23 protein-coding genes are annotated in these 21,350 nt (G+C 60.0%); 20 read left to right on the forward strand and 3 right to left on the reverse strand.

Annotated elements, in window-relative coordinates; genetic code table 11:
- Positions 1–92 precede the first annotated feature (92 nt).
- Positions 93–443 carry a DUF6124 family protein gene (locus V5E99_RS05755; RefSeq protein ID WP_499801562.1) on the reverse strand — a complete coding sequence of 117 codons (351 nt, stop codon included), beginning with the start codon at positions 441–443 and terminating at the stop codon, positions 93–95.
- Between the two features lie 442 nt (positions 444–885).
- Between V5E99_RS05755 and V5E99_RS05760 the strand changes: the two genes are divergently transcribed.
- The 15 genes from V5E99_RS05760 to V5E99_RS05830 all read left to right on the forward strand — a co-directional run bounded on the left by V5E99_RS05760 (position 886) and on the right by V5E99_RS05830 (position 16,359).
- Positions 886–1,584 (forward strand): hypothetical protein, encoded by a 699-nt coding sequence (locus tag V5E99_RS05760; RefSeq protein WP_499801563.1) that lies wholly within the window; start codon positions 886–888, stop codon positions 1,582–1,584.
- Between the two features lie 340 nt (positions 1,585–1,924).
- A complete protein-coding gene (gene flhA / locus V5E99_RS05765; protein ID WP_499801564.1) occupies positions 1,925–4,054 on the forward strand; it encodes a flagellar biosynthesis protein FlhA in 2,130 nt (709 codons plus the stop codon).
- A gap of 11 nt (positions 4,055–4,065) precedes the next feature.
- Positions 4,066–5,400, forward strand: coding sequence for a flagellar biosynthesis GTPase FlhF (flhF, locus tag V5E99_RS05770; RefSeq protein WP_499801565.1), 1,335 nt, complete (start codon positions 4,066–4,068; stop codon positions 5,398–5,400).
- Between the two features lie 116 nt (positions 5,401–5,516).
- Positions 5,517–6,347: a flagellar synthesis regulator FleN gene (gene fleN, locus V5E99_RS05775; protein WP_003222917.1), complete on the forward strand. Its 831-nt coding sequence runs from the start codon at positions 5,517–5,519 to the stop codon at positions 6,345–6,347.
- Positions 6,344–7,084 (forward strand): RNA polymerase sigma factor FliA, encoded by a 741-nt coding sequence (gene fliA / locus V5E99_RS05780; protein ID WP_007894214.1) that lies wholly within the window; start codon positions 6,344–6,346, stop codon positions 7,082–7,084. The genes fleN and fliA overlap by 4 nt, the downstream gene beginning before the upstream one ends.
- Positions 7,085–7,252: 168 nt before the next feature.
- Entirely contained in the window at positions 7,253–7,624 is a 372-nt protein-coding gene (locus tag V5E99_RS05785; protein ID WP_003183998.1) for a chemotaxis response regulator CheY, read from the forward strand.
- Between the two features lie 22 nt (positions 7,625–7,646).
- Complete coding sequence (locus V5E99_RS05790; RefSeq protein ID WP_499801566.1) at positions 7,647–8,435, forward strand: protein phosphatase CheZ; 789 nt, start codon at positions 7,647–7,649, stop codon at positions 8,433–8,435.
- A gap of 53 nt (positions 8,436–8,488) precedes the next feature.
- Positions 8,489–10,723, forward strand: a complete 2,235-nt coding sequence (locus tag V5E99_RS05795) for a chemotaxis protein CheA (protein WP_499801567.1) — start codon at positions 8,489–8,491, stop codon at positions 10,721–10,723.
- A gap of 49 nt (positions 10,724–10,772) precedes the next feature.
- Positions 10,773–11,906 (forward strand): protein-glutamate methylesterase/protein-glutamine glutaminase, encoded by a 1,134-nt coding sequence (locus V5E99_RS05800; RefSeq protein ID WP_499801568.1) that lies wholly within the window; start codon positions 10,773–10,775, stop codon positions 11,904–11,906.
- Positions 11,906–12,646 carry a flagellar motor protein gene (locus tag V5E99_RS05805; protein ID WP_499801569.1) on the forward strand — a complete coding sequence of 247 codons (741 nt, stop codon included), beginning with the start codon at positions 11,906–11,908 and terminating at the stop codon, positions 12,644–12,646. Before V5E99_RS05800 ends, V5E99_RS05805 begins: the two co-directional genes overlap by 1 nt.
- A 15-nt stretch (positions 12,647–12,661) precedes the next feature.
- Positions 12,662–13,552: a flagellar motor protein MotD gene (gene motD / locus V5E99_RS05810; RefSeq protein ID WP_499801570.1), complete on the forward strand. Its 891-nt coding sequence runs from the start codon at positions 12,662–12,664 to the stop codon at positions 13,550–13,552.
- A 43-nt stretch (positions 13,553–13,595) separates the two neighbouring features.
- Positions 13,596–14,384, forward strand: a complete 789-nt coding sequence (locus V5E99_RS05815; RefSeq protein WP_499801571.1) for a ParA family protein — start codon at positions 13,596–13,598, stop codon at positions 14,382–14,384.
- 115 nt (positions 14,385–14,499) lie between these two features.
- Positions 14,500–15,393: a CheW domain-containing protein gene (locus tag V5E99_RS05820; protein ID WP_499801572.1), complete on the forward strand. Its 894-nt coding sequence runs from the start codon at positions 14,500–14,502 to the stop codon at positions 15,391–15,393.
- Positions 15,394–15,480: 87 nt separating this feature from the next.
- Positions 15,481–15,966, forward strand: coding sequence for a chemotaxis protein CheW (locus V5E99_RS05825; protein ID WP_059407544.1), 486 nt, complete (start codon positions 15,481–15,483; stop codon positions 15,964–15,966).
- Complete coding sequence (locus V5E99_RS05830; protein ID WP_499801573.1) at positions 15,967–16,359, forward strand: DUF2802 domain-containing protein; 393 nt, start codon at positions 15,967–15,969, stop codon at positions 16,357–16,359. It abuts the gene before it with no gap.
- A 116-nt stretch (positions 16,360–16,475) separates the two neighbouring features.
- On the opposite strand, the gene V5E99_RS05835 is transcribed toward V5E99_RS05830, so the two are convergent.
- Together V5E99_RS05835 and fliK are read right to left on the reverse strand one after the other, a co-directional pair.
- A complete protein-coding gene (locus tag V5E99_RS05835; protein WP_499801574.1) occupies positions 16,476–16,805 on the reverse strand; it encodes an EscU/YscU/HrcU family type III secretion system export apparatus switch protein in 330 nt (109 codons plus the stop codon).
- Positions 16,802–18,355 carry a flagellar hook-length control protein FliK gene (fliK, locus tag V5E99_RS05840; RefSeq protein ID WP_499801575.1) on the reverse strand — a complete coding sequence of 518 codons (1,554 nt, stop codon included), beginning with the start codon at positions 18,353–18,355 and terminating at the stop codon, positions 16,802–16,804. Before fliK ends, V5E99_RS05835 begins: the two co-directional genes overlap by 4 nt.
- A 235-nt stretch (positions 18,356–18,590) precedes the next feature.
- Here fliK and ccmA point away from each other — a divergent pair, with 235 nt between their 5' ends.
- The 5 genes from ccmA to ccmE all read left to right on the forward strand — a co-directional run bounded on the left by ccmA (position 18,591) and on the right by ccmE (position 21,347).
- Positions 18,591–19,226: a cytochrome c biogenesis heme-transporting ATPase CcmA gene (ccmA, locus tag V5E99_RS05845; RefSeq protein ID WP_499801576.1), complete on the forward strand. Its 636-nt coding sequence runs from the start codon at positions 18,591–18,593 to the stop codon at positions 19,224–19,226.
- Positions 19,223–19,891 carry a heme exporter protein CcmB gene (gene ccmB / locus V5E99_RS05850; protein WP_499801577.1) on the forward strand — a complete coding sequence of 223 codons (669 nt, stop codon included), beginning with the start codon at positions 19,223–19,225 and terminating at the stop codon, positions 19,889–19,891. The genes ccmA and ccmB overlap by 4 nt, the downstream gene beginning before the upstream one ends.
- 75 nt (positions 19,892–19,966) lie before the next feature.
- Positions 19,967–20,719 (forward strand): heme ABC transporter permease, encoded by a 753-nt coding sequence (locus tag V5E99_RS05855; RefSeq protein WP_499801578.1) that lies wholly within the window; start codon positions 19,967–19,969, stop codon positions 20,717–20,719.
- Positions 20,719–20,895 carry a heme exporter protein CcmD gene (gene ccmD / locus V5E99_RS05860; protein WP_499801579.1) on the forward strand — a complete coding sequence of 59 codons (177 nt, stop codon included), beginning with the start codon at positions 20,719–20,721 and terminating at the stop codon, positions 20,893–20,895. Before V5E99_RS05855 ends, ccmD begins: the two co-directional genes overlap by 1 nt.
- Positions 20,892–21,347, forward strand: coding sequence for a cytochrome c maturation protein CcmE (ccmE, locus tag V5E99_RS05865; protein WP_499801580.1), 456 nt, complete (start codon positions 20,892–20,894; stop codon positions 21,345–21,347). Before ccmD ends, ccmE begins: the two co-directional genes overlap by 4 nt.
- Positions 21,348–21,350: the final 3 nt, after the last annotated feature.

A 21,350-nucleotide genomic window follows, 5' to 3' on the forward strand; every position in this document is an offset into this window, starting at 1 on the left:
GCAAAAGATCGCAGCCTTCGGCAGCTCCTACATTGGAATGTGGTCCCTGTAGGAGCTGCCGAAGGCTGCGATCTTTTGACTGTGTGGGTTACCTAGCCCTGCGGGTCCAGGTTGTCCAATGCCTGATTCGCCGCCAATTGCCCAAGCATGATGATTTGCTGGAGCGCCAGCATCGTGCTGCGCTGCGGGCCTTTCAGGCCTGTGGCGAAATCACTGGCCATGACGCTGGCCGAGGTCAGCGATTCACAGGCATGGGCCAGCAGGTTTTCGGTTTTGTTGTCGGGGGCGATCATAAACATCGTGCTGGGTTTTCGCTCGCTGGCGTTCAGGCGGGCGGACAGGTTGATGTAGTCCTCGAGGGCGCGGTCGGCGGCTTCCTGGAGTTTTTGCCGGTCGATTGAGGTGTCGTCGGTATCGGGTGGGTTCGGTGTTGGTTTGAACATGGGCGAAATTCCAAGTCAGAAAAATGGAGCCATCACCCTCGCTACCAAACGAAGAGGTGGTGGCCATACGAAGGTTGGTAGACCGGTGACTTGAAAACCGGCGCGCCCGAAGACGCCCTGCGCATGGCCACCATAAACGCAGGCCAAAAAGCCACGCATCAGGCGCGCTATGCACGCAAGTCAAAATAACCGGGCTACCAAACCCGATCGCTGTTTTTCAGCGACCCGGAAACGATAAAACCCGGCCCTCAAGCGCACAAGCCGGCGGATTCTGGCGCAGCCGTAGGCCGCTACGCAAGAATGTGTAGGGCGAGAGAGTGTCTGGAGATGTCGCTTAAACATGCCCGTTTAAAATCAAAAGATCGGCGGGCCATCTGTCCGAAAACTGCCCTGACCTGTTAGTTCTGACAGTAGACGGCTGCCCCCTCAAGCGGTGTCATGGATGGACATTCATTCAGGTTGGGAGGGCATGATCATGGCAGAGCGTGAATACAGAAAACTTCAGGGCATGGCACTGGAGTTCGTCTCGGGAAGGCTCGAGGACAATCCTGGTGGGCGGTCCATCGGTTATACGGTCACGTTCGACATGACCCTGGACTTCACTCACTTTGTGCAAATGGCGAATGTTTATATTCCGGGCTATCTGAACAGCGCGGTAAATGCCATTCGGCCTGAACTGGATGGGTTGGCCTATCACTACGCCTACAACTACCTCTTTGATGCGGCCGGCAGTATTGGCGGCAATAAAGCACTGTTCGATATTTTCACCCGCCCCGGTTACTACATGGATGAGTGGTCGAACGGCGAGTTGGAGCAGCGTTACAGCAAGCCGCTATTTGAAGTGGTCGGTCAGAAGTTGAGAATCAAGGCCCACATGGACTTTCGCTTGACGGGTGGTTCACGGCAGATTGAAATCAGTGATTTGCCGGTGATTCGCTTTCAGTGGGCCCTCAATCTTCTGCAAGGTGGAGTGCAATTACCCGACTTGATCGCGCCGGAAACCAAAGTGGTGCTGATGTATGCCCATGAGGATTTTGTCGAGGTTGAAGGGCTGCAAATGTTCAGGGGGACGCGGTATATGAAAGGCAGCGAGCTCGGTTTCGGCGAAATTTCGCCGGGGCAGATTCTGACGGCGCAGTGACTGTGTCGGCTTGAACCTGTGGGGGGATTCAAGCCCTGCGGATCTGCGGCTCAAGAATGGGCAGGGTGAGAGAGTGTCTGGAGATGTCGCTTGAACATGCCTGTTTAAAATCAAAAGATCGCAGCCTTCGGCAGCTCCTACAGGTTGGGTTTACACCGCGGCATCGCGGATAACACCCGATCCCTGTAGGAGCTGCCGAAGGCTGCGATCTTTTGATCTTTATTCAACCTGCATAACCCTCTATTCCCCGTCCCGGCAAAAGTTGGAAGGCTTCTTGCAGTAGCCGCTCTGCGTCTGCTTCAGGCGTCAAAAGTTTGCTTTAAAGGAACGGGGAAAACCGGTGGATCGCTCTCAGTTAATCAACAGTGCCCGCGCTAACGTCGCCGACTTGAGTCGGGGCAATCTGGGTGTGCCGCTGTTGCTGCTGGTCATGCTGGCCATGATGATGTTGCCGGTGCCGCCGTTCCTGCTGGACGTGTTCTTCACGTTCAACATCGCCTTGTCGATCGTCGTGTTGCTGGTCTGCGTCTACGCCTTGCGACCGCTGGATTTCGCGGTGTTCCCGACGATTTTGCTGGTGGCGACGCTGATGCGCCTGGCGCTGAACGTGGCGTCCACGCGGGTGGTGATGCTCCACGGTCAGGAAGGCCACGCTGCTGCCGGTAAGGTGATCCAGGCCTTCGGTGAGGTGGTGATCGGCGGTAACTACGTGGTCGGTATCGTGGTGTTCGCGATTTTGATGATCATCAACTTCGTCGTCGTGACCAAGGGTGCCGGGCGGATTTCCGAGGTGAGCGCGCGCTTCACCCTCGACGCCATGCCCGGCAAGCAAATGGCCATCGACGCCGACCTCAACGCCGGCCTGATCGATCAAAACCAGGCCAAACTGCGCCGCATGGAAGTCGCCCAGGAAGCCGAGTTCTACGGTTCCATGGACGGTGCCAGCAAATTCGTGCGCGGTGACGCCATCGCCGGCCTGCTGATTCTGTTTATCAACCTGATCGGCGGCATGGCGGTCGGTATCTTCCAGCACGGCATGAGCTTCGGTGACGCCGGCAAGGTTTATGCGCTGCTGACCATCGGTGACGGTTTGGTGGCGCAATTGCCATCACTGTTGTTATCCACAGCAGCGGCGATCATGGTGACCCGTGCTTCCGGTTCGGAAGACATGGGCAAACAAATCGGCCGCCAGATGTTCGCCTCGCCCAAAGCGCTGGCCGTCGCGGCAGGTTTGATGGCGGTGATGGGCCTGGTGCCCGGCATGCCGCACTTCTCCTTTCTCAGCATGGCGGCCCTGGCAGGCGGCGGCGCTTACCTGTTCTGGAAGAAGCAGAACGTGGTCAAGGTCCAGGCCCTGCAAGAGGTCAAGCGTCAGCAAGAGCTGCTGCCATCCCCGGCCCGCGCCCAGGAAACCAAGGAATTGGGCTGGGATGACGTGACCCCGATCGACATGATCGGCCTGGAAGTGGGCTATCGCCTGATTCCGCTGGTGGACCGCAACCAGGGTGGTCAGTTGCTGGCGCGGATCAAGGGTGTGCGCAAGAAGCTGTCCCAGGACCTGGGCTTCCTGATGCCGACTGTGCACATTCGTGACAACCTTGACCTGGCGCCCAGCGCTTACCGTTTGACCTTGATGGGCGTGATCCTGGCCGAGGCCGAGATTTACCCGGATCGCGAGCTGGCGATCAACCCGGGGCAGGTCTACGGCACGCTCAATGGCATTACCGCCAAAGATCCGGCTTTTGGTCTGGAGGCGGTCTGGATCGAAATCAGCCAGCGTGCCCAGGCCCAGTCCCTCGGCTACACCGTGGTCGATGCCAGTACGGTAGTGGCAACCCACTTGAACCAGATTCTGTACAAGCACTCCAGTGAGCTGATTGGTCACGAAGAAGTGCAGCAACTCATGCAATTGCTGGCCAAAAGCTCGCCAAAACTGGCGGAAGAGCTGGTGCCGGGCGTGGTGTCGCTGTCGCAATTGCTCAAGGTGTTGCAGGCGCTGCTCGCCGAACAAGTGCCGGTTCGGGACATTCGCAGCATCGCCGAGGCCATCGCCAACAATGCCGCCAAGAGTCAAGATACTGCCGCGCTGGTGGCCGCCGTGCGCGTCGGCGTAAGCCGTGCAATCGTCCAAAGCATTGTAGGGACTGAGTCGGAGCTGCCAGTTATCACCTTGGAACCAAGGTTGGAACAAATATTGCTCAATAGTCTTCAGAAGGCAGGACAAGGCTCGGAAGAGGGCGTTCTGCTGGAGCCAAGCATGGCAGAGAAGCTGCAACGTTCGTTGATCGAAGCGGCGCAGCGTCAAGAGATGCAAGGTCAACCGGTGATTCTGCTGGTAGCCGGTCCGGTTCGCGCCATGTTGTCGCGCTTCGGCAGGCTGGCAGTCCCGGGTTTGCATGTGTTGGCTTATCAGGAAATCCCTGACAACAAGCAAGTGACCATCGTTGCGACAGTAGGGCCCAACGGCTGAGGTAGTGGTTTATGCAAGTTAAGCGTTTTTTCGCCGCCGATATGCGTCAGGCCATGAAACTGGTTCGTGATGAGCTGGGCGCTGATGCCGCCATTATTGGCAACCGCCGGATCGCCGGCGGTGTCGAGCTGACGGCTGCCCTGGATTACAAATTGTCGGCGCTGGCCCCGCGTGTTCCGAACATGGAACTCGAGGATGAGCTGCGCAAGACTCAGTCGCGTATCGTCACTGCCCAGGCCGAACTGAGCCTGCGGGGCGATGGCGAGACCGAAGGTGACAAGACCACCAATCGTCAGTTGTTCGCCGGCCTGCCGTTGACCGCTGCCGAGCCGCTGATCGAGCCAACTTACGAACAACCGCGCCGCGCCGCGCCGGCCCCTGCGCCAGCCGCTGGCGGTGTTGACCCGCGCGCTTTCGATTCGATGCGTTTCGAGCTCAACAGCCTGCGCGAACTGATGGAAGTGCAACTCGGCTCCCTGGCCTGGAATCAGCTGCAAGGCAGCCGTCCGGCCCAGGCGAACCTGTGGCGTCGCCTGCAACGCATCGGCTTGTCCGGTCCGTTGTCCCGCGACCTGCTGGCGATGATTACCGATATTGAAGAACCTCGTCAGGCCTGGCGCATGTTGCTGGCGCACCTGGCGCGGATGATCGCCACACCGGAAATCGAGCCACTGGAAGAGGGCGGCGTGATTGCCATGGTCGGCCCTGCCGGCATGGGCAAGACCACCACCCTGGCCAAGCTCGCGGCCCGTTACGTGCTCAAGTACGGCGCGCAAAACATTGCGCTGGTGAGCATGGACAGCTACCGCATCGGTGCCCAGGAACAACTCAAGACGTTGGGCCGGATTCTCAATGTGTCGGTGACCCATGTCGATCCGGGCCAGTCCCTGGTGCAGGCGCTGGACCCGTTGCTGCGCAAACGCGTGGTGCTGATCGATACCGCCGGCCTGCAAGCCAGCGATCCGGCGCTGCGCATGCAGCTCGAAAGCCTGGCCGGCCGTGGTATCAAGTCAAAAAATTATCTGGTCCTGGCAACCACCAGCCAGAAACAGGTTCTAACCGCCGCTTATCACAGTTACAAGCGCTGCGGGCTCGCTGGCTGCATCCTGACTAAACTGGATGAAACGGCAAGTCTGGGCGAGGTGTTGAGCCTCGCGATCAGTCATGAATTACCGGTGGCTTACCTCACCGATGGCCCGCGTATTCCAGATGATCTGCATCTGCCGCGGCGTCACCAGTTGGTCAGCCGCGCGGTCAGCGTGCAAATGCAGGAAGAACCCAGCGAAGAAGCCATGGCTGACATGTTCGCTGATATTTACCACAGCCCGACCAAGCAGGTTGGCTGAGGTATTAATGAACAGTTTTTGTACCTACATCGATGGTCTGCCATGCATTGTTCATTTGATGAACGCGCAGCCAGTAATGTGGCCTCCGTCTATGCAAGACAAGGTAAAGAAATAACATGGGCAGCATGCATCCCGTACAGGTGATCGCGGTGACCGGCGGCAAAGGTGGCGTCGGGAAGACTAACGTGTCAGTGAACTTGTCCCTGGCTCTAGCAGAGCTTGGCCGGCGCGTCATGCTGCTGGACGCCGATCTGGGGCTGGCGAACGTCGACGTTTTGCTGGGGCTGACGCCCAAACGTACCCTGGCCGACGTGATCGAAGGCCGCTGCGAGCTGCGCGACGTTCTGTTGCAGGGCCCGGGCGGTATCCGCATCGTGCCGGCCGCGTCCGGCACCCAGAGCATGGTTCATCTGAGCCCGGCGCAGCATGCCGGTCTGATCCAGGCGTTCAGCGATATCGGCGACAACCTCGACGTGCTGGTGATCGACACCGCTGCGGGTATTGGTGACTCGGTAGTCAGTTTTGTCCGCGCCGCCCAGGAAGTGTTGCTGGTGGTCTGCGACGAGCCGACCTCGATTACCGACGCCTACGCCCTGATCAAACTGCTGAATCGCGATTACGGCATGAACCGCTTCCGCGTCCTGGCCAACATGGCCCAGAGCCCGCAAGAAGGGCGCAACCTGTTCGCCAAGTTGACCAAGGTCACGGACCGCTTCCTCGACGTCGCCTTACAATACGTCGGTGCGGTGCCTTACGACGAAAGCGTGCGCAAGGCCGTGCAGAAGCAGCGTGCCGTCTACGAAGCCTTCCCGCGCTCCAAGTGCGCACTGGCGTTCAAGGCGATTGCACAAAAGGTCGATACCTGGCCGCTGCCGGCCAACCCGCGTGGGCACCTTGAGTTTTTCGTCGAGCGCCTCGTGCAACAGACCGCAGGGCCCGTCCTATGACAGCCAGTGGCTACAACCTCTACAAGAAGTCGGCACGTGACGCGCAGTACGAGCTGATCGAGCGTTACGCGCCACTGGTCAAACGCATTGCTTACCACTTACTGGCGCGTTTGCCGGCCAGTGTCCAGGTGGAAGACCTGATCCAGGCCGGGATGATTGGCCTGCTTGAAGTGTCGACCAAATACGACGCCAGCAAAGGCGCGAGTTTCGAAACGTATGCGGGCATTCGAATCCGCGGCGCGATGCTCGATGAAGTACGCAAGGGGGACTGGGCGCCACGTTCGGTCCACCGCAATACCCGCATGGTTAGCGACGCAATTCGCTCGATTGAAGCTAAAACCGGCCGTGATGCTAAAGATCACGAGGTTGCGGCCGAACTCCAATTGAGTCTCGACGATTATTACGGGATTTTGAACGATACCTTGGGCAGCCGCCTGTTCAGTTTCGACGACCTTTTGCAGGACGGCGAACACGAAGGGCTGCACGAGGATGGCGCCAGTGCTCATCTTGAGCCGTCACGCGATCTGGAAGATGAACGTTTCCAGGCCGCATTGGCGGACGCGATTGCCAATTTGCCGGAGCGTGAGCGACTGGTGTTGGCGCTGTACTACGACGAAGAGCTGAACCTCAAGGAAATCGGTGAAGTCCTTGGTGTCAGCGAATCGCGGGTCAGCCAGTTACACAGCCAGTGCGCGGCCCGTTTGCGGGGGCGTTTGGGGGAGTGGCGAGCGCGCTGAAGGCAGTGTGGGGACACTGCGAACGAGGCTGGTGTGGTGTTGAACTGCAGCGGTCTCGATCTGTTGTGCTCCAGACAGTCATTTGAGTGCTTTGCCGGATTGATTGAAATGGCGCGTCCAGGTGCTGGGCGCGTTTAAGACTGCTTGGAGGTCGAATTGGACAAGAACATGAAAATCCTCATCGTTGATGACTTCTCAACGATGCGGCGGATCATTAAAAACCTGTTGCGTGACCTTGGGTTCACCAACACGGTCGAGGCTGACGATGGCACCACTGCCATTCCGGTCCTCAACAGCGGCAGCATCGACTTTCTGGTAACGGACTGGAACATGCCGGGCATGACCGGTATCGATCTGCTGCGCCACGTGCGCGCCGATGAAAAACTCAAGCATTTGCCAGTGTTGATGGTGACTGCTGAAGCCAAGCGCGAACAGATCATCGAAGCAGCCCAGGCCGGCGTGAACGGCTATGTGGTCAAACCCTTCACGGCCCAGGCGTTGAAAGAAAAAATCGAGAAGATTTTCGAACGCATCGGTTGAGCAACTGAGCCACGGGGGAGCTATGGAGCATAAAGAATCTTCACAGGGCGATTTTGAGTCGACCCTGAAAAAACACGCGGTCGAACTGGTCGAAAGCCTTGAAAAAGGCAGGTTTGGCGACGCTGTGCAACTGATCCATGAGCTCAATCAGACCCGTGACCGCGGCCTGTACCAGGAAGTGGGCAAGCTCACTCGCGAGCTGCATAGCGCGATCGTCAATTTTCAGATTGACCCGCACATGCCGCAAGCCGAGGAAGTCTCGCAAATCACGGACGCCACCGAGCGTCTGGGTTATGTGGTCAAGCTGACCGAGGCCGCAGCCAACCGCACCATGGACCTGGTGGAAAACGCCACGCCGCTGGTCAATGCCCTGAGCGTCGAAGCCCAGGCATTGAGCACCGACTGGGGTCGGTTCATGCGTCGCGAAGTCGGGGCTGAAGAGTTCCGCGAACTGGCCCGGCGGGTCGACGGTTTCCTGACACGCAGCAGCGATGACAATCGCGTGGTGTCGGCCAACCTCAACGACATTCTGCTGGCTCAGGATTACCAGGACCTCACCGGTCAAGTGATCAAGCGTGTGACCCAATTGGTCACCGAAGTTGAAAGCAACCTGCTCAAGCTCGTGCTCATGGCCAGTCAGGTAGACCGCTTTGCGGGTATCGAACATGACCGTGAAGCGATGCTGGCTGAAAAAGATCCGCAAAAACATCTCTCGCAGGGTGAAGGTCCGCAGATTCATGCCGATAAAAGAGAAGATGTTGTGTCCGGTCAGGACGATGTGGACGATTTGTTATCCAGCCTGGGATTTTAGAGTTTTAGAACTTCAGGTTTTTTAGGTTTTTAGACCTTAGGAGCACCCCCTTAATGAGCTTCGGCGCCGATGAAGAGATCCTTCAGGATTTCCTGGTTGAGGCCGGCGAGATTCTAGAGCAACTGTCCGAACAACTGGTCGAGCTGGAAAGCCGACCGGATGATGCGGATTTGCTCAATGCAATTTTTCGCGGTTTTCACACTGTAAAAGGGGGCGCCGGCTTCCTCCAGCTCAATGAGCTGGTGGAGTGCTGTCACATCGCCGAGAACGTGTTCGACATCCTGCGCAAGGGTGAACGACGCGTCGACTCGGAACTGATGGACGTGGTTCTCGAAGCGCTGGATGCGGTGAACGGCATGTTCACCGAAGTCCGCGAACGCAGCCCGATCACGGCTGCCACTCCGGAATTGCTTGCAGCCTTGGCCCGTCTGGCCGAGCCGAAAGGGGCCGATGAAGCAGCCCCGGTTGCCGAAGTGGTGGAAGAACCGGTCGCTGAAAGCGAATCGGGCGACATTACCGATAACGAATTCGAACAACTGCTGGACTCGCTGAACGCCGTCAAGGCTCAGGCCGAGGCCCCGGTGGCTGCTCCTGCCGCTGCGACCGGCGATGCGGCCGCCAGCGACGAAATCACCGATGCCGAGTTCGAGTCGTTGCTCGATCAACTGCACGGCAAAGGCCAGTTCGCGGTGGATGCGGTGGCAGCACCTGCTGCACCGGCCGCCCCGAAAGCCGCCGGCGACAGCTCGGACATCACTGACGACGAATTCGAAGCACTGCTGGATCAATTGCATGGCAAGGGCAACTTTGCCGTGGACGCGCTGGAATCGGCCATTGCTTCGGCACCGGTTCCTGCGGCGCCGACCGCTAAAGCGGCTGGCGGTGATCTGATCTCCGATCACGAATTCGAATCGCTGCTCGACGAATTGCACGGCAAAGGCAAGTTCACCGAAGTCGGCACCGGCGCAGTGGTTTCTGCGCCTGTCGCCAAGGCCCCGGCCGCGGCACCCAAGCCTGTGGCCAAAGCGCCCGAGCCGAAAGCCGAAGCGCCAAAACCGGCAGCGGCACCGGCTCGCGCCGCGCCATCGGCTCCGCCAGCGGAAAAACCGGCCAGCGAAGCCGAGACCACCGTGCGGGTCGATACCGCGCGTCTCGACGAAATCATGAACATGGTCGGCGAACTGGTACTGGTGCGTAACCGCTTGGTCCGTCTGGGTCTCAACAGCGGCGACGAAGCCATGTCCAAGGCTGTGTCGAACCTCGACGTGGTCACCGCCGACCTGCAAACCGCGGTCATGAAGACCCGGATGCAACCGATCAAGAAGGTCTTCGGGCGCTTCCCGCGTCTGGTTCGCGACCTGGCTCGTCAGCTCAAGAAAGAGATCAACCTGGAGCTGGTCGGCGAAGAAACCGACCTCGACAAGAACCTCGTCGAGGCCTTGGCCGACCCGCTGGTCCACTTGGTGCGCAACTCGGTCGACCACGGTATCGAAGAGCCGGCCGAACGCGAAGCGATGGGCAAGCCGCGCAGCGGCAAGGTGATTCTGTCCGCCGAACAGGAAGGCGACCACATCCTGCTGTCCATCTCCGATGACGGCAAGGGCATGGACGCGGATGTCCTGCGCGGTATCGCGGTCAAGAAAGGCCTGATGGACAAGGATGCGGCGGATCGTCTCAGCGAGACGGATTGCTTCAACCTGATCTTCGCACCGGGCTTCTCGACCAAAACCGAGATCTCCGACGTGTCGGGTCGTGGCGTGGGCATGGACGTGGTGAAAACCAAAATCGCCCAGCTCAACGGCACCATCAACATCTACTCGACCAAGGGCAAGGGCTCGAAGATCGTCATCAAGGTGCCTCTGACCTTGGCGATCATGCCGACGCTGATGGTCATGCTCGGCAACCAGGCGTTTGCGTTCCCGCTGGTGAACGTCAACGAGATCTTCCACCTCGACCTGTCGCGCACCAACGTGGTGGACGGCCAGGAAGTGGTGATCGTGCGGGACAAGGCACTGCCCTTGTTCTACCTCAAACGCTGGCTGGTCAGTTCTGCCGCTCACGAAGAGCAGCGCGAGGGCCATGTGGTGATCCTGTCGGTGGGCACTCAGCGGATCGGCTTTGTCGTCGATCAACTGGTGGGCCAGGAAGAAGTGGTCATCAAGCCATTGGGCAAAATGCTCCAGGGAACCCCGGGCATGTCCGGCGCCACCATCACGGGTGACGGCCGCATCGCGCTGATTCTCGATGTCCCGAGCATGCTCAAGCGTTACGCCGCACGGCGTATTTGATTCTGCCGCAGCGGGGCGACAACGCCCCGCGGCGTCTAACGGAGTGTTTATGGTAGTCAAAGTCCTGGTGGTGGACGATTCGGGGTTTTTCCGCCGCCGCGTCTCGGAAATTCTTTCAGCGGATTCGAATATCCAGGTTGTCGGTACGGCGACCAACGGAAAAGAGGCGATCGATCAGGCGCTGGCCCTCAAGCCAGACGTGATCACCATGGACTACGAGATGCCGATGATGGATGGCATCACGGCCGTGCGGCATATCATGCAGCGCTGCCCGACTCCGGTCTTGATGTTCTCCTCGCTGACGCACGAAGGCGCCCGGGTCACCCTGGATGCGCTGGACGCCGGTGCGGTGGACTTCCTGCCGAAGAATTTCGAAGACATCTCCCGCAACCCGGAGAAGGTCAAGCAACTGCTGTGCGAGAAGATTCTGAGTATTTCGCGCAGTAACCGTCGCGCCAACACCTACAGCGCTCCGGCCCCGATCGCCGCTCCAGCCCCGACGCCTGCGCCTTCGAGCGTCAGCAGTTACGGCAGCAGCGCACCTGCGCGTCCGGCACCGGCGCCAATGCCGAGCCGTGCGCCGGTGTCTTCGGGCCCGTCGTCGCCGGCGCCAAAACGCAAAGCCTACAAACTGGTCGCCATCGGTACATCCACCGGCGGCCCGGTTGCCCTGCAACGGGTCTTGACCCAGTTGCCGGCCAACTTCCCGGCGCCGATCGTGTTGATCCAGCACATGCCGGCGGCCTTCACCAAGGCCTTCGCCGAGCGTCTGGACAAGCTGTGCCGCATCAGCGTCAAGGAAGCCGAGGATGGCGACATCCTGCGTCCTGGCCTGGCGCTGTTGGCACCGGGCGGCAAGCAAATGATGATCGATGGCCGTGGCGCGGTGAAAATCCTGCCGGGCGACGAGCGTCTGAACTACAAGCCGTGCGTGGACATCACGTTCGGTTCGGCAGCCAAGTCCTACGGCGACAAAGTTCTGGCGGTCGTACTGACCGGCATGGGCGCCGACGGTCGTGAAGGCGCGCGCCTGCTCAAACAGGGCGGCAGTGCGATCTGGGCCCAGGATGAAGCCAGTTGCGTGATCTACGGCATGCCGATGGCCATCGTCAAAGCCGACCTCGCCGACGCGATTTACAGCCTGGACGACATCGGCAAGCACTTGGTTGAGGCCTGTATCTGATGGATGTACTCAGCCTTATCGGGATCATCATGGCGTTCGTCGCCATCATTGGCGGCAACTACCTTGAAGGCGGTCACCTCGGCGCACTGGCCAACGGCCCGGCCGCGTTGATCGTGCTCGGTGGCACCATCGGTGCGGCGCTGTTGCAATCGCCGATGAGCGCTTTCAAGCGCGCCATGCAGATCCTTGCCTGGATTCTGTTTCCACCTCGCGTGGATCTGGCCGGTGGCGTTGATCGCGTGGTGAACTGGAGCCTGACCGCTCGCAAGGAAGGTCTGCTCGGGTTGGAAGGGGTGGCGGACGCCGAACCGGACAACTACTCGCGCAAAGGCCTGCAATTGCTGGTGGACGGCGCCGAGCCGGAAGCGATTCGCAGCATCCTGGAAGTGGATTTCTACACCCAGGAAAGCCGCGACCTCGAAGCCGCCAGAGTCTTCGAAAGCATGGGCGGTTATGCGCCGACCATCGGCATCATCGGTGCGGTGATGGGCCTGATTCACGTCATGGGCAACCTGGGTGATCCGTCGCAACTGGGTAACGGCATTGCCGTCGCTTTCGTCGCGACCATCTACGGTGTGGCCAGTGCCAACCTGGTGCTGCTGCCGGTCGCGGCCAAGCTCAAGTCCATCGCGTTGCGTCAGTCGCGTTATCGCGAAATGTTGTTGGAAGGGATTCTGTCGATCGCCGAAGGTGAAAACCCTCGCTCTATTGAGTTGAAGCTTCAGGGCTTCATGGATTGATGGGGGTAATGGAATATGGCTCGTCGCCGGCAACCTGAAGAGCATGTAAACCATGAACGCTGGCTGGTTTCCTACGCCGACTTCATCACCTTGCTGTTTGCGTTCTTCGTGGTCATGTACTCGATCTCTTCGATCAACGAAGGCAAGTACAAGGTCATTTCGGAAGCGTTGATTGGGGTGTTCACCGACTCGGATCGCGCCGTCAAGCCGATCCCCGTCGGTGAAGAGCGGCCGATGACGGTGACCCCGGCCAAGCCGCTGGTCAAGGACGCCGAGCAGGTTGACGCCGGCATCGCCGGGGCCAGTGACCCGCTCAAAAGCATCGCCGATGACATCAGCGCCGCGTTCGGCGATTTGATCAGCTCCAACCAGATGACCGTGCGCGGCAATGAGTTGTGGGTCGAGATCGAGCTCAATTCCAGCCTGTTGTTCGGCAGCGGCGATGCCATGCCCAGCGACATGGCGTTCAGCATCATCGATAAAGTTGCGGCGATTCTGAAACCGTTCGACAACCCGATCCACGTCGAAGGCTTTACCGACGATCAACCGATCCGCACGGCGCAGTACCCGACCAACTGGGAGCTGTCCTCGGCCCGCTCGGCGAGCATCGTGCGCATGTTGGCGATGCAGGGTGTGAACCCCGGGCGCCTGGCGTCAGTGGGTTACGGTGAGTTCCAGCCGGTGGCCAACAACGCCACCGCCGAAGGCCGGGCGCGCAACCGTCGGGTGGTGTTGGTGGTTTCACGAAATCTCGATGTACGTCGCAGCCTCACGGGCACCGGAACCGCCAATGCGAAACCGGACGCTGCGTTGAAGCGTGCTGGCACACAAACTGCACCGACCCCGGTCAAGTCGCCGGTACGAGAGAGCGCCGTCAATTCTCTGTCACCCGCATTAATACGTTGAGCTATTTCTCGGTCGGCCTTATCGACCGGGAGGAACAATCCGAATGAGAGTCTGGGCAGTTGCCAATCAAAAGGGTGGTGTTGGTAAAACCACTTCCTCTATCGCTTTAGCCGGGTTGCTGGCCGAGGCGGGCAAGCGCGTGGTCATTGTCGATCTCGACCCGCACGGCTCGATGACCAGCTATTTCGGTTATGACCCCGACACCCTGGAACACAGCAGCTACGACCTGTTCCTGCACAAGGGCAGCGTGCCGCAAGGCTTGCCCGGTCAGTTGTTGATGCCTACCAGTCACGAAAACATTTCCCTGCTGCCGTCGAGCACCGCGCTGGCGACCCTTGAGCGTCAGTCGCCAGGGCAAAGTGGCCTGGGCCTGGTGATCGCCAAGAGTCTGGCGCAGTTGTGGCAAGACTTCGATTACGCAGTGATCGACAGCCCGCCCTTGCTCGGTGTGCTGATGGTCAACGCCTTGGCCGCGAGCCAGCAATTGGTGATCCCGGTGCAGACCGAGCACCTGGCCGTCAAAGGCCTGGAACGCATGGTCAACACGTTGGCGATGATCAACCGTTCGCGTAAGCAGGCGTTGCCGTTCTGCATCGTGCCGACCCTGTTCGACCGCCGGACCCAGGCCTCCCTCGGAACCCTGCGGGTGCTGCGCGACAAGTACCCGGAAGAAATCTGGCAAGGCTACATCCCGGTAGACACCCGTATGCGCGATGCGAGTCGGGCCGGCGTGACGCCTTCGCAGTTCGACGGCAAGAGCCGTGGCGTACTCGCCTATCGCGCGCTGCTCAAGCACCTGCTGGCCGCACAACTTGTCCCGGCGGTGGCCTGATGAACCCAATCCCCGTAGGAGCTCCCGCAGGCTGCGATCTTTTGATCTTGCTTTGTGGCGTCCTTGAAACAGCCAAAAGATCGCAGCCTTCGGCAGCTCCTACGCAGGTGCGCGCATGAACAGGCCGGTGAAGGTTACTTCGCGCCCACAACTCGCGCTCCAGTCTTATCTGGACAACTTGCTGATGGAGGCGACGGAAGAGTTGCCGCTGGAAGTCGAGGCGGTTGCTGATGTCGTCGCGGTGGTTGAAACGGTCCGAGTCGAAGCGGCACTGGATGAGTTTCAAGCGGCGGTGCTCGAAGAGCAGGCCCGTGACGCGCGTCCAGCGGTTGCCGCGCCAGCGATTGCGCCGGTTGTTGCGCCTGTCGTTACAAAAACGCCTGTCGCGTTGATCGAGGCCCCGGCACCTATCCTGGCACCGGTCTCGACCATCGCACCATTGCTGCAAGCCCTGGTGCCGCCGGTGGTGGAAGTTCATCTGCCGCCGAGCAACACGCCGCCACCGGTGGAAACCGATGGCCGTCCGTCCTGGGCTGCCGAGCCGTTCGAATGCCTGCTGTTCGACGTCGCCGGGCTGACCCTGGCCGTGCCGCTGGTGTGCCTAGGCTCGATTTATTCCCTGGCCGGCCATGAGCTGACGCCGCTGTTCGGTCAGCCGGAATGGTTCCTCGGGATTCTGCCGAGCCAGGCCGGCAACCTCAAAGTGCTGGATACCGCACGCTGGGTCATGCCTGACCGCTATCGCGATGATTTCCGCCAGGGCCTGCAATACGTGATTTCGGTGCAGGGCTACGAGTGGGGGCTGGCGGTGCATCAGGTCAGCCGCTCGTTGCGCCTGGACCCGAACGAAATCAAATGGAGAAGTCACCGAGGTCAGCGGCCATGGCTCGCCGGCACGGTGATTGAGCACATGTGCGCCTTGCTGGACGTTGCCGCGCTGGCCGAGTTGATCGCCAGCGGCGGGGCAAAGCACATGGGCGGCAGTAAGCCGCTACACAAATCGACATAGCAGCCGACATAACAAGTACGCGACGGCATTGTTGAATGCCGCCAACAGAACACACACCGCCAGAAGCGGTTTTTCGAGGGGTCAGGTATGAGTAATCACGCGACGAATGCAAAGGGTTCTGAAGATCCGATCCTGCAATGGGTGACCTTCAAACTGGACAACGAAACCTACGGCATCAACGTGATGCGCGTTCAGGAAGTCCTGCGTTACACCGAAATCGCCCCGGTCCCGGGTGCCCCGAGCTACGTGCTGGGCATCATCAACCTGCGCGGTAACGTGGTCACCGTGATCGACACCCGTCAGCGCTTCGGCCTGATGAACGCCGAGATCAGCGACAACACCCGTATCGTCATCATCGAAGCCGACAAGCAAGTGGTCGGGATCATGGTCGACAGCGTCGCCGAAGTGGTTTACCTGCGTCAGTCGGAAATCGAGACCGCGCCGAACGTCGGTAACGAAGAATCGGCCAAGTTCATTCAGGGCGTGTGCAACAAGAACAACGAACTCCTCATCCTGGTCGAACTGGACAAGATGATGAGCGAAGAAGAATGGTCGGATCTGGAGAACATCTGATTGATTCTTGAGGTTGCAGTCATTGTCCTGTTCCTGTTTTGGGCAGGCACGCTGGCGATGTTTCTGGCGTACATCCGTGGCCAGCGGCTGATCGCCGCGCAACAGGCCGAGGGCGATGCGCTGCGCGATCAGCGCATCAAGGACCTGGGCAAGCGCGTCGACAACTACCAGAGCGGCAACGTGCGCATGGGCGAAGACCTGCACGAATTGCGCGCGGTAGTCGGGCCGTTGCCGGACAAACTCGCCCAACTGGAACAGCGCGACCCGTCGAGCCTGTCGTTTGCCCAAGCGGCGCGATTGGTCGGGATGGGCGCCACCGTTGATGAGCTGACTCAGTCTTGCGGTTTGACCCAGGCTGAGGCGGAGTTGATGCGTAAGCTGCACAAGAACTGAGATAGATCAAAAGATCGCAGCCTCGTTTCACTCGACAGCTCCTACAGGGTGTATGCAATCCCAATGTAGGAGCTGTCGAGTGAAACGAGGCTGCGATCTTTTGCATTCAACACACATCAATAATCCTCCCCACGATCGGTGACATCCTTCTCGACCATCGGCGCATTCGGGTCCTGTCCTGCCGGGAACTTGCCCTTCAGGTTCCACGCAAACGCAATAATCTCCGCAATCGTGCGATACAGCTCCTCCGGAATACTGTCCCCCAATTCCATCTTCGCCAGCAGCCTCACCAGCTCCGGGTTTTCGTAGATTGGCACTTCGCATTCCCGGGCGATTTTCAGAATGGCTTCGGCCAGTTCTTCGTCGCCCTTGGCGGTGAGGGTTGGGGCGTGGCTGCCGTCGTACTTGAGGGCGATGGCCTGGCGTGGGGTGTTGGGGTTTCTCATGCGGTTTCGTCGACCCAGCGTTGTTCGAGGCGGGTTTGCGCGCCTTGGGGCGGTGTGCCGAGGTGGCAATCCAGATCGCCGACGTTCAGGCCGGACGCCAGCAGTCGCTCGCGCAGGGCCGCCAGATTGCTTTCGATCAGGCTCGCGGTGTATGGCCGTTCGGCCCAGAGTTGACTGGACAGGCTGCCCTGGATCAACTGCGCCTGAACCTGCAACGGGCCCAGGGGTTCCATGTCGAACGCCAGTTCTACCCGCCACAGTTGTTGTTTCGGTTCGCGTTCTTCGCGGCGTTCGTTTTGCGCTTCTTTTTCCGGTGCCTCTTCGCGCTGGAACTTGACCTGCAACGGCACGATGTCTTGCATATTGCGCATCGGGATTTCCAGCTGCCAGGTGCTCAGCAAGCGGCCATCATCGGTGACACCGGTTTGTTCCAGACTCGACAACTGATGGCTTTGCAGGCGCGAAACCGCCGCAGCGGCCAGGCGCAGCAAGTGCTCAAGATCGCCTTCGCCGTCCTGGCTCTGCAACAACCGGGCGGGCAGCGGGAAACTGGTCGGCAGCGGTTTGGCGCTGACCTGGCCGAGCATGCCCAATGCGCTGCGCACAAAACTCGGCATCGCCTGGGCCAGGGTGTTGGCGGCGATGATCGCGGTGAGGTTGGTGTTGGCCGGGGTCAGTTGCGCGATGAGCTTGAGCAGGTCGGCTTTCATGTCCGGGGCCAGGCTCGGGGTCTGGCCGGTCAGCAATTTCGTTTCGAGAAACAGACCACTATTGGCCAACGCCAGGGCGAGGCCCTTAGGGGTGCTGAGTTGCTGGACGTCGGGCAGACCGGCGAGCAGTTTGTTCACGGCGGCTTGCAGGTCGGCGGAGGTCTCGTCGGACTGCGGCAGGTTTTGCAAGGCGCTGAGCAGGCCGTCCAGCGAACCCTGGCGGCTCTGCTGGGTGTTCAATTGCTGAGTGACCGCCAACTGATCCTGGCGATTGCTCAGCGGCAGGAATTTCAAGGTCTGCGAGTCCTGCACCAGTGCGCTGAGCAACGTACCGATACGCAGCGGTTGCGGGCTGTCGATGGTCAGGGTGCTGCCGCTTAATGCCGTGTTGAGCAAACTCACCAGTGAGCGAAAAACCGTGGGTTGGCCCGGCGTCTGCGGCAGCACCTGAGATGTCAGCACTTTGCCTTGCAGCAAGGTGCCGGCCGGCAGTTGCGCGGTGTCGAGGCGGGTGAGGGCGGCGACATTGGAGGCAATCGCTTGTTGCACCGTGATCGCGAGGTTGCTGGCGGACGGCTGGGTGATTGCCAGGTTGGTGCCGGTGGGCAGCGGTTGCAGGCTGGTGGCCTGGACCGTGGTCTGGCGGCCGCTGTCGAGGGTGACTTTGAGCAGCAATTGAAAGGTCTGATCCGCCTGCTTGAGCGACAGCACTTCAGCGCTGGCGGTCTGGCCGGGCGTGATCAGGCCTTCCATCGGCGTCAGCAGCTTGAGCACGTCACCGCTGACCACCAGCGGGCGAGTGGCCGCCGGCGCAGTCTGGGGCAGCGGGAGGATGTTCATTTCGCCTGTCATACGCGGTCACAACCTTCGGAAAATGCGCTCTTTAGAGTAAGGCATGGCATGTATAATGCCGCCCGTCGTTCAGGGAGCGGTAAAAACATTGCAATTGTTTTGACGCAGCTCTCTAAAACCGGCCGCCAATGCATCTATGCTGCATCTCTTTAGCGGCCGCGCCACTGCCGACTTGAACCGTCGATTTGAAACGCCGATTTGAAACAAAAAGGCCCGTGATCTCTTGAACAGTCCACTCCTGCAAACCGTTGACCTCGCCTGTGAGCGAGACCTTCGGCTGCTCTTCGAAAATCTCGAATTGAGACTGTCCAGTGGCGAAATGGTGCAAATCAGCGGCCCCAACGGCAGCGGCAAGACCAGTTTGTTGCGCTTGTTGTCCGGGCTGATGCAGCCGACCGCCGGTCAAGTGTTGCTCAACGGTCAACCGTTGAACGAGCAACGCAGCGAACTGGCGCGCAACCTGCTGTGGATCGGCCACGCCGCCGGAATCAAGGATTTGCTGACGCCTGAGGAAAACCTTAGCTGGCTCTGCGCATTGCACCAACCGGCCAGCCATGAGGCGATCCGGCAAGCACTGACGGCGGTCGGGTTGCGCGGTTTCGAGGATGTGCCGTGCCACACCTTGTCTGCCGGCCAGCAACGGCGCGTGGCGCTGGCGCGGCTTTACCTCGAGAGCCCGCCGCTGTGGATTCTCGACGAACCCTTCACCGCGCTCGACAAACAGGGCGTGGCGCAACTCGAAGAACACCTGGCCAGCCACTGCGAACGGGGCGGCATGGTGGTGTTGACCACTCACCACACGCTGACCCGGATGCCGGCCGGCTATCGCGACATTGATCTGGGGAACTGGGCCGTATGAGTGTTTTCGGCCTGCTGGTCGCCCGTGAGGCTCGCTTGCTGTTCCGCCGTCCGGCGGAGCTGGCCAATCCGTTGGTATTCTTCGCCATCGTGGTGTCGATGTTCCCGCTGGCGGTCGGCCCCGAGTCTCAATTGTTGCAAACCTTGTCTCCGGGACTGGTCTGGGTGGCAGCGCTTTTATCGGTCCTGCTCTCGCTGGACGGGCTCTTCCGCAGTGATTTCGAGGACGGTTCGCTCGAGCAGTGGGTCCTTTCGCCGCACCCCCTGGCTCTTCTGGTTTTGGCCAAGGTACTGGCACACTGGGCCTTCTCTGGCCTGGCACTGGTTTTGCTCGCTCCACTGCTGGCGTTGATGCTCGGTTTGCCTGCCGCCTGTCTGCCGGTGTTGCTGCTTGCGTTATTGCTGGGTACACCGGTGCTGAGCCTGCTCGGTGCGGTGGGCGCGGCCCTGACGGTCGGATTGAAGCGTGGTGGCCTGTTGCTGGCGCTGCTGATTCTGCCGCTGTACATCCCGGTGTTGATTCTTGGCAGTGGCGCCTTGCAGGCTGCCCTTCAAGGCATGCCGGCGACCGGTTATCTCCTGTGGCTTGGTAGCCTGACCGCCCTGGCGATAACCCTGACACCTTTTGCAATAGCCGCTGGCCTGAAGATCAGCGTCGGCGAATAATGAGGTCTGGTCAGTTTTTGACCAGTAAAGACCCTTGGCTCTTCATAGCGAAGAGCAACCGTGATGGAAACAGTAATGAACTGGACCTGGTTTCATAAGCTCGGCTCACCCAAATGGTTTTACGGCATCAGCGGCAAGCTGCTGCCGTGGCTGAGCGTCGCGGCGTTGCTGCTGATTAGCGTCGGCGTGGTCTGGGGCCTGGCCTTCGCGCCGCCGGACTACCAGCAAGGCAACAGCTTTCGCATCATCTATATCCATGTTCCGGCCGCCATGCTGGCCCAGTCCTGCTACGTGATGCTGGCGGTCTGCGGCGTGGTCGGGCTGGTCTGGAAGATGAAGCTGGCCGACGTCGCCCTGCAATGCGCCGCACCGATCGGTGCCTGGATGACTGCCGTGGCGTTGGTCACCGGGGCGATCTGGGGCAAACCGACCTGGGGCTCGTGGTGGGTCTGGGATGCGCGACTGACGTCCATGCTTATTCTGCTGTTCCTGTACTTCGGTCTCATTGCGCTGGGCAACGCCATCAGTAATCGTGACAGCGCGGCCAAGGCCTGCGCGGTGCTGGCGATTGTCGGTGTGATCAACATCCCGATCATCAAGTACTCGGTGGAGTGGTGGAACACCCTGCACCAAGGCTCGACGTTCACCCTCACCGAAAAACCGGCGATGCCCGCCGAAATGTGGCTGCCACTGCTGCTGACGGTGCTGGGTTTCTACTGTTTCTTCGGCGCGGTGCTGTTGCTGCGCATGCGCCTTGAAGTGCTCAAGCGCGAAGCCCGGGCGAGTTGGGTCAAGGCCGAAATACAGAACAGTCTGGAGGCTGCTTGATGAGTTTTGCTTCATTCGGCGACTTCCTCGCCATGGGCCATCATGCCCTGTATGTCTGGTCGGCCTACGGCATCTGCCTGGCGGTGCTGATCCTCAACGTGGCGGTGCCGATCCTGGCCCGCAAGCGGTATCTGCAACAAGAGGCGCGTCGTTTGCGCCGGGAGAACGGCAAGTGAATCCGCTGCGCAAAAAGCGTCTTATCATCATTCTCGCGATCCTGGTCGGGGTCGGCGCTGCCGTCGGCCTGGCACTGAGCGCGCTGAAAGAGAACATCAATCTGTTTTACACCCCGACCCAGATCGCCAACGGCGAAGCCCCGCAAGACACGCGCATCCGCGCCGGTGGCATGGTCGAAAAAGGTTCGCTGCAACGTTCCGGCGATTCCCTGGACGTGAAATTCATCGTCACCGACTTCAACAAATCCGTGACCATCACTTATCGCGGCATCCTCCCGGACCTGTTCCGCGAAGGGCAGGGTATCGTCGCCCTGGGCAAACTCAACGCTGATGGCGTGGTGGTGGCCGACGAAGTGCTGGCCAAGCACGACGAGAAGTACATGCCGCCCGAAGTGACCAAGGCCCTGAAAGACAGCGGCCAATCGGCGCCTACCCAAGCCAAAGAGGGTTGATTT

The organism is Janthinobacterium sp. LPB2021202312-11-4, assembly GCF_037049705.1.
Taxonomy (GTDB): Bacteria; Pseudomonadota; Gammaproteobacteria; order Pseudomonadales; family Pseudomonadaceae; genus Aquipseudomonas.

What these genes read in the sequence shown, in the direction of transcription:
- V5E99_RS05755 (WP_499801562.1), bottom strand. Translation starts at nt 443, where the DNA reads ATGTTCAAACCAACACCGAACCCACCCGATACCGACGACACCTCAATC.
- V5E99_RS05760 (WP_499801563.1), top strand. Translation starts at nt 886, where the DNA reads ATGGACATTCATTCAGGTTGGGAGGGCATGATCATGGCAGAGCGTGAA.
- flhF (WP_499801565.1), top strand. Translation starts at nt 4,066, where the DNA reads ATGCAAGTTAAGCGTTTTTTCGCCGCCGATATGCGTCAGGCCATGAAA.
- fleN (WP_003222917.1), top strand. Translation starts at nt 5,517, where the DNA reads ATGGGCAGCATGCATCCCGTACAGGTGATCGCGGTGACCGGCGGCAAA.
- fliA (WP_007894214.1), top strand. Translation starts at nt 6,344, where the DNA reads ATGACAGCCAGTGGCTACAACCTCTACAAGAAGTCGGCACGTGACGCG.
- V5E99_RS05785 (WP_003183998.1), top strand. Translation starts at nt 7,253, where the DNA reads ATGAAAATCCTCATCGTTGATGACTTCTCAACGATGCGGCGGATCATT.
- V5E99_RS05790 (WP_499801566.1), top strand. Translation starts at nt 7,647, where the DNA reads ATGGAGCATAAAGAATCTTCACAGGGCGATTTTGAGTCGACCCTGAAA.
- V5E99_RS05795 (WP_499801567.1), top strand. Translation starts at nt 8,489, where the DNA reads ATGAGCTTCGGCGCCGATGAAGAGATCCTTCAGGATTTCCTGGTTGAG.
- V5E99_RS05800 (WP_499801568.1), top strand. Translation starts at nt 10,773, where the DNA reads ATGGTAGTCAAAGTCCTGGTGGTGGACGATTCGGGGTTTTTCCGCCGC.
- V5E99_RS05805 (WP_499801569.1), top strand. Translation starts at nt 11,906, where the DNA reads ATGGATGTACTCAGCCTTATCGGGATCATCATGGCGTTCGTCGCCATC.
- motD (WP_499801570.1), top strand. Translation starts at nt 12,662, where the DNA reads ATGGCTCGTCGCCGGCAACCTGAAGAGCATGTAAACCATGAACGCTGG.
- V5E99_RS05815 (WP_499801571.1), top strand. Translation starts at nt 13,596, where the DNA reads ATGAGAGTCTGGGCAGTTGCCAATCAAAAGGGTGGTGTTGGTAAAACC.
- V5E99_RS05820 (WP_499801572.1), top strand. Translation starts at nt 14,500, where the DNA reads ATGAACAGGCCGGTGAAGGTTACTTCGCGCCCACAACTCGCGCTCCAG.
- V5E99_RS05825 (WP_059407544.1), top strand. Translation starts at nt 15,481, where the DNA reads ATGAGTAATCACGCGACGAATGCAAAGGGTTCTGAAGATCCGATCCTG.
- V5E99_RS05835 (WP_499801574.1), bottom strand. Translation starts at nt 16,805, where the DNA reads ATGAGAAACCCCAACACCCCACGCCAGGCCATCGCCCTCAAGTACGAC.
- fliK (WP_499801575.1), bottom strand. Translation starts at nt 18,355, where the DNA reads ATGAACATCCTCCCGCTGCCCCAGACTGCGCCGGCGGCCACTCGCCCG.
- ccmB (WP_499801577.1), top strand. Translation starts at nt 19,223, where the DNA reads ATGAGTGTTTTCGGCCTGCTGGTCGCCCGTGAGGCTCGCTTGCTGTTC.
- V5E99_RS05855 (WP_499801578.1), top strand. Translation starts at nt 19,967, where the DNA reads ATGAACTGGACCTGGTTTCATAAGCTCGGCTCACCCAAATGGTTTTAC.
- ccmD (WP_499801579.1), top strand. Translation starts at nt 20,719, where the DNA reads ATGAGTTTTGCTTCATTCGGCGACTTCCTCGCCATGGGCCATCATGCC.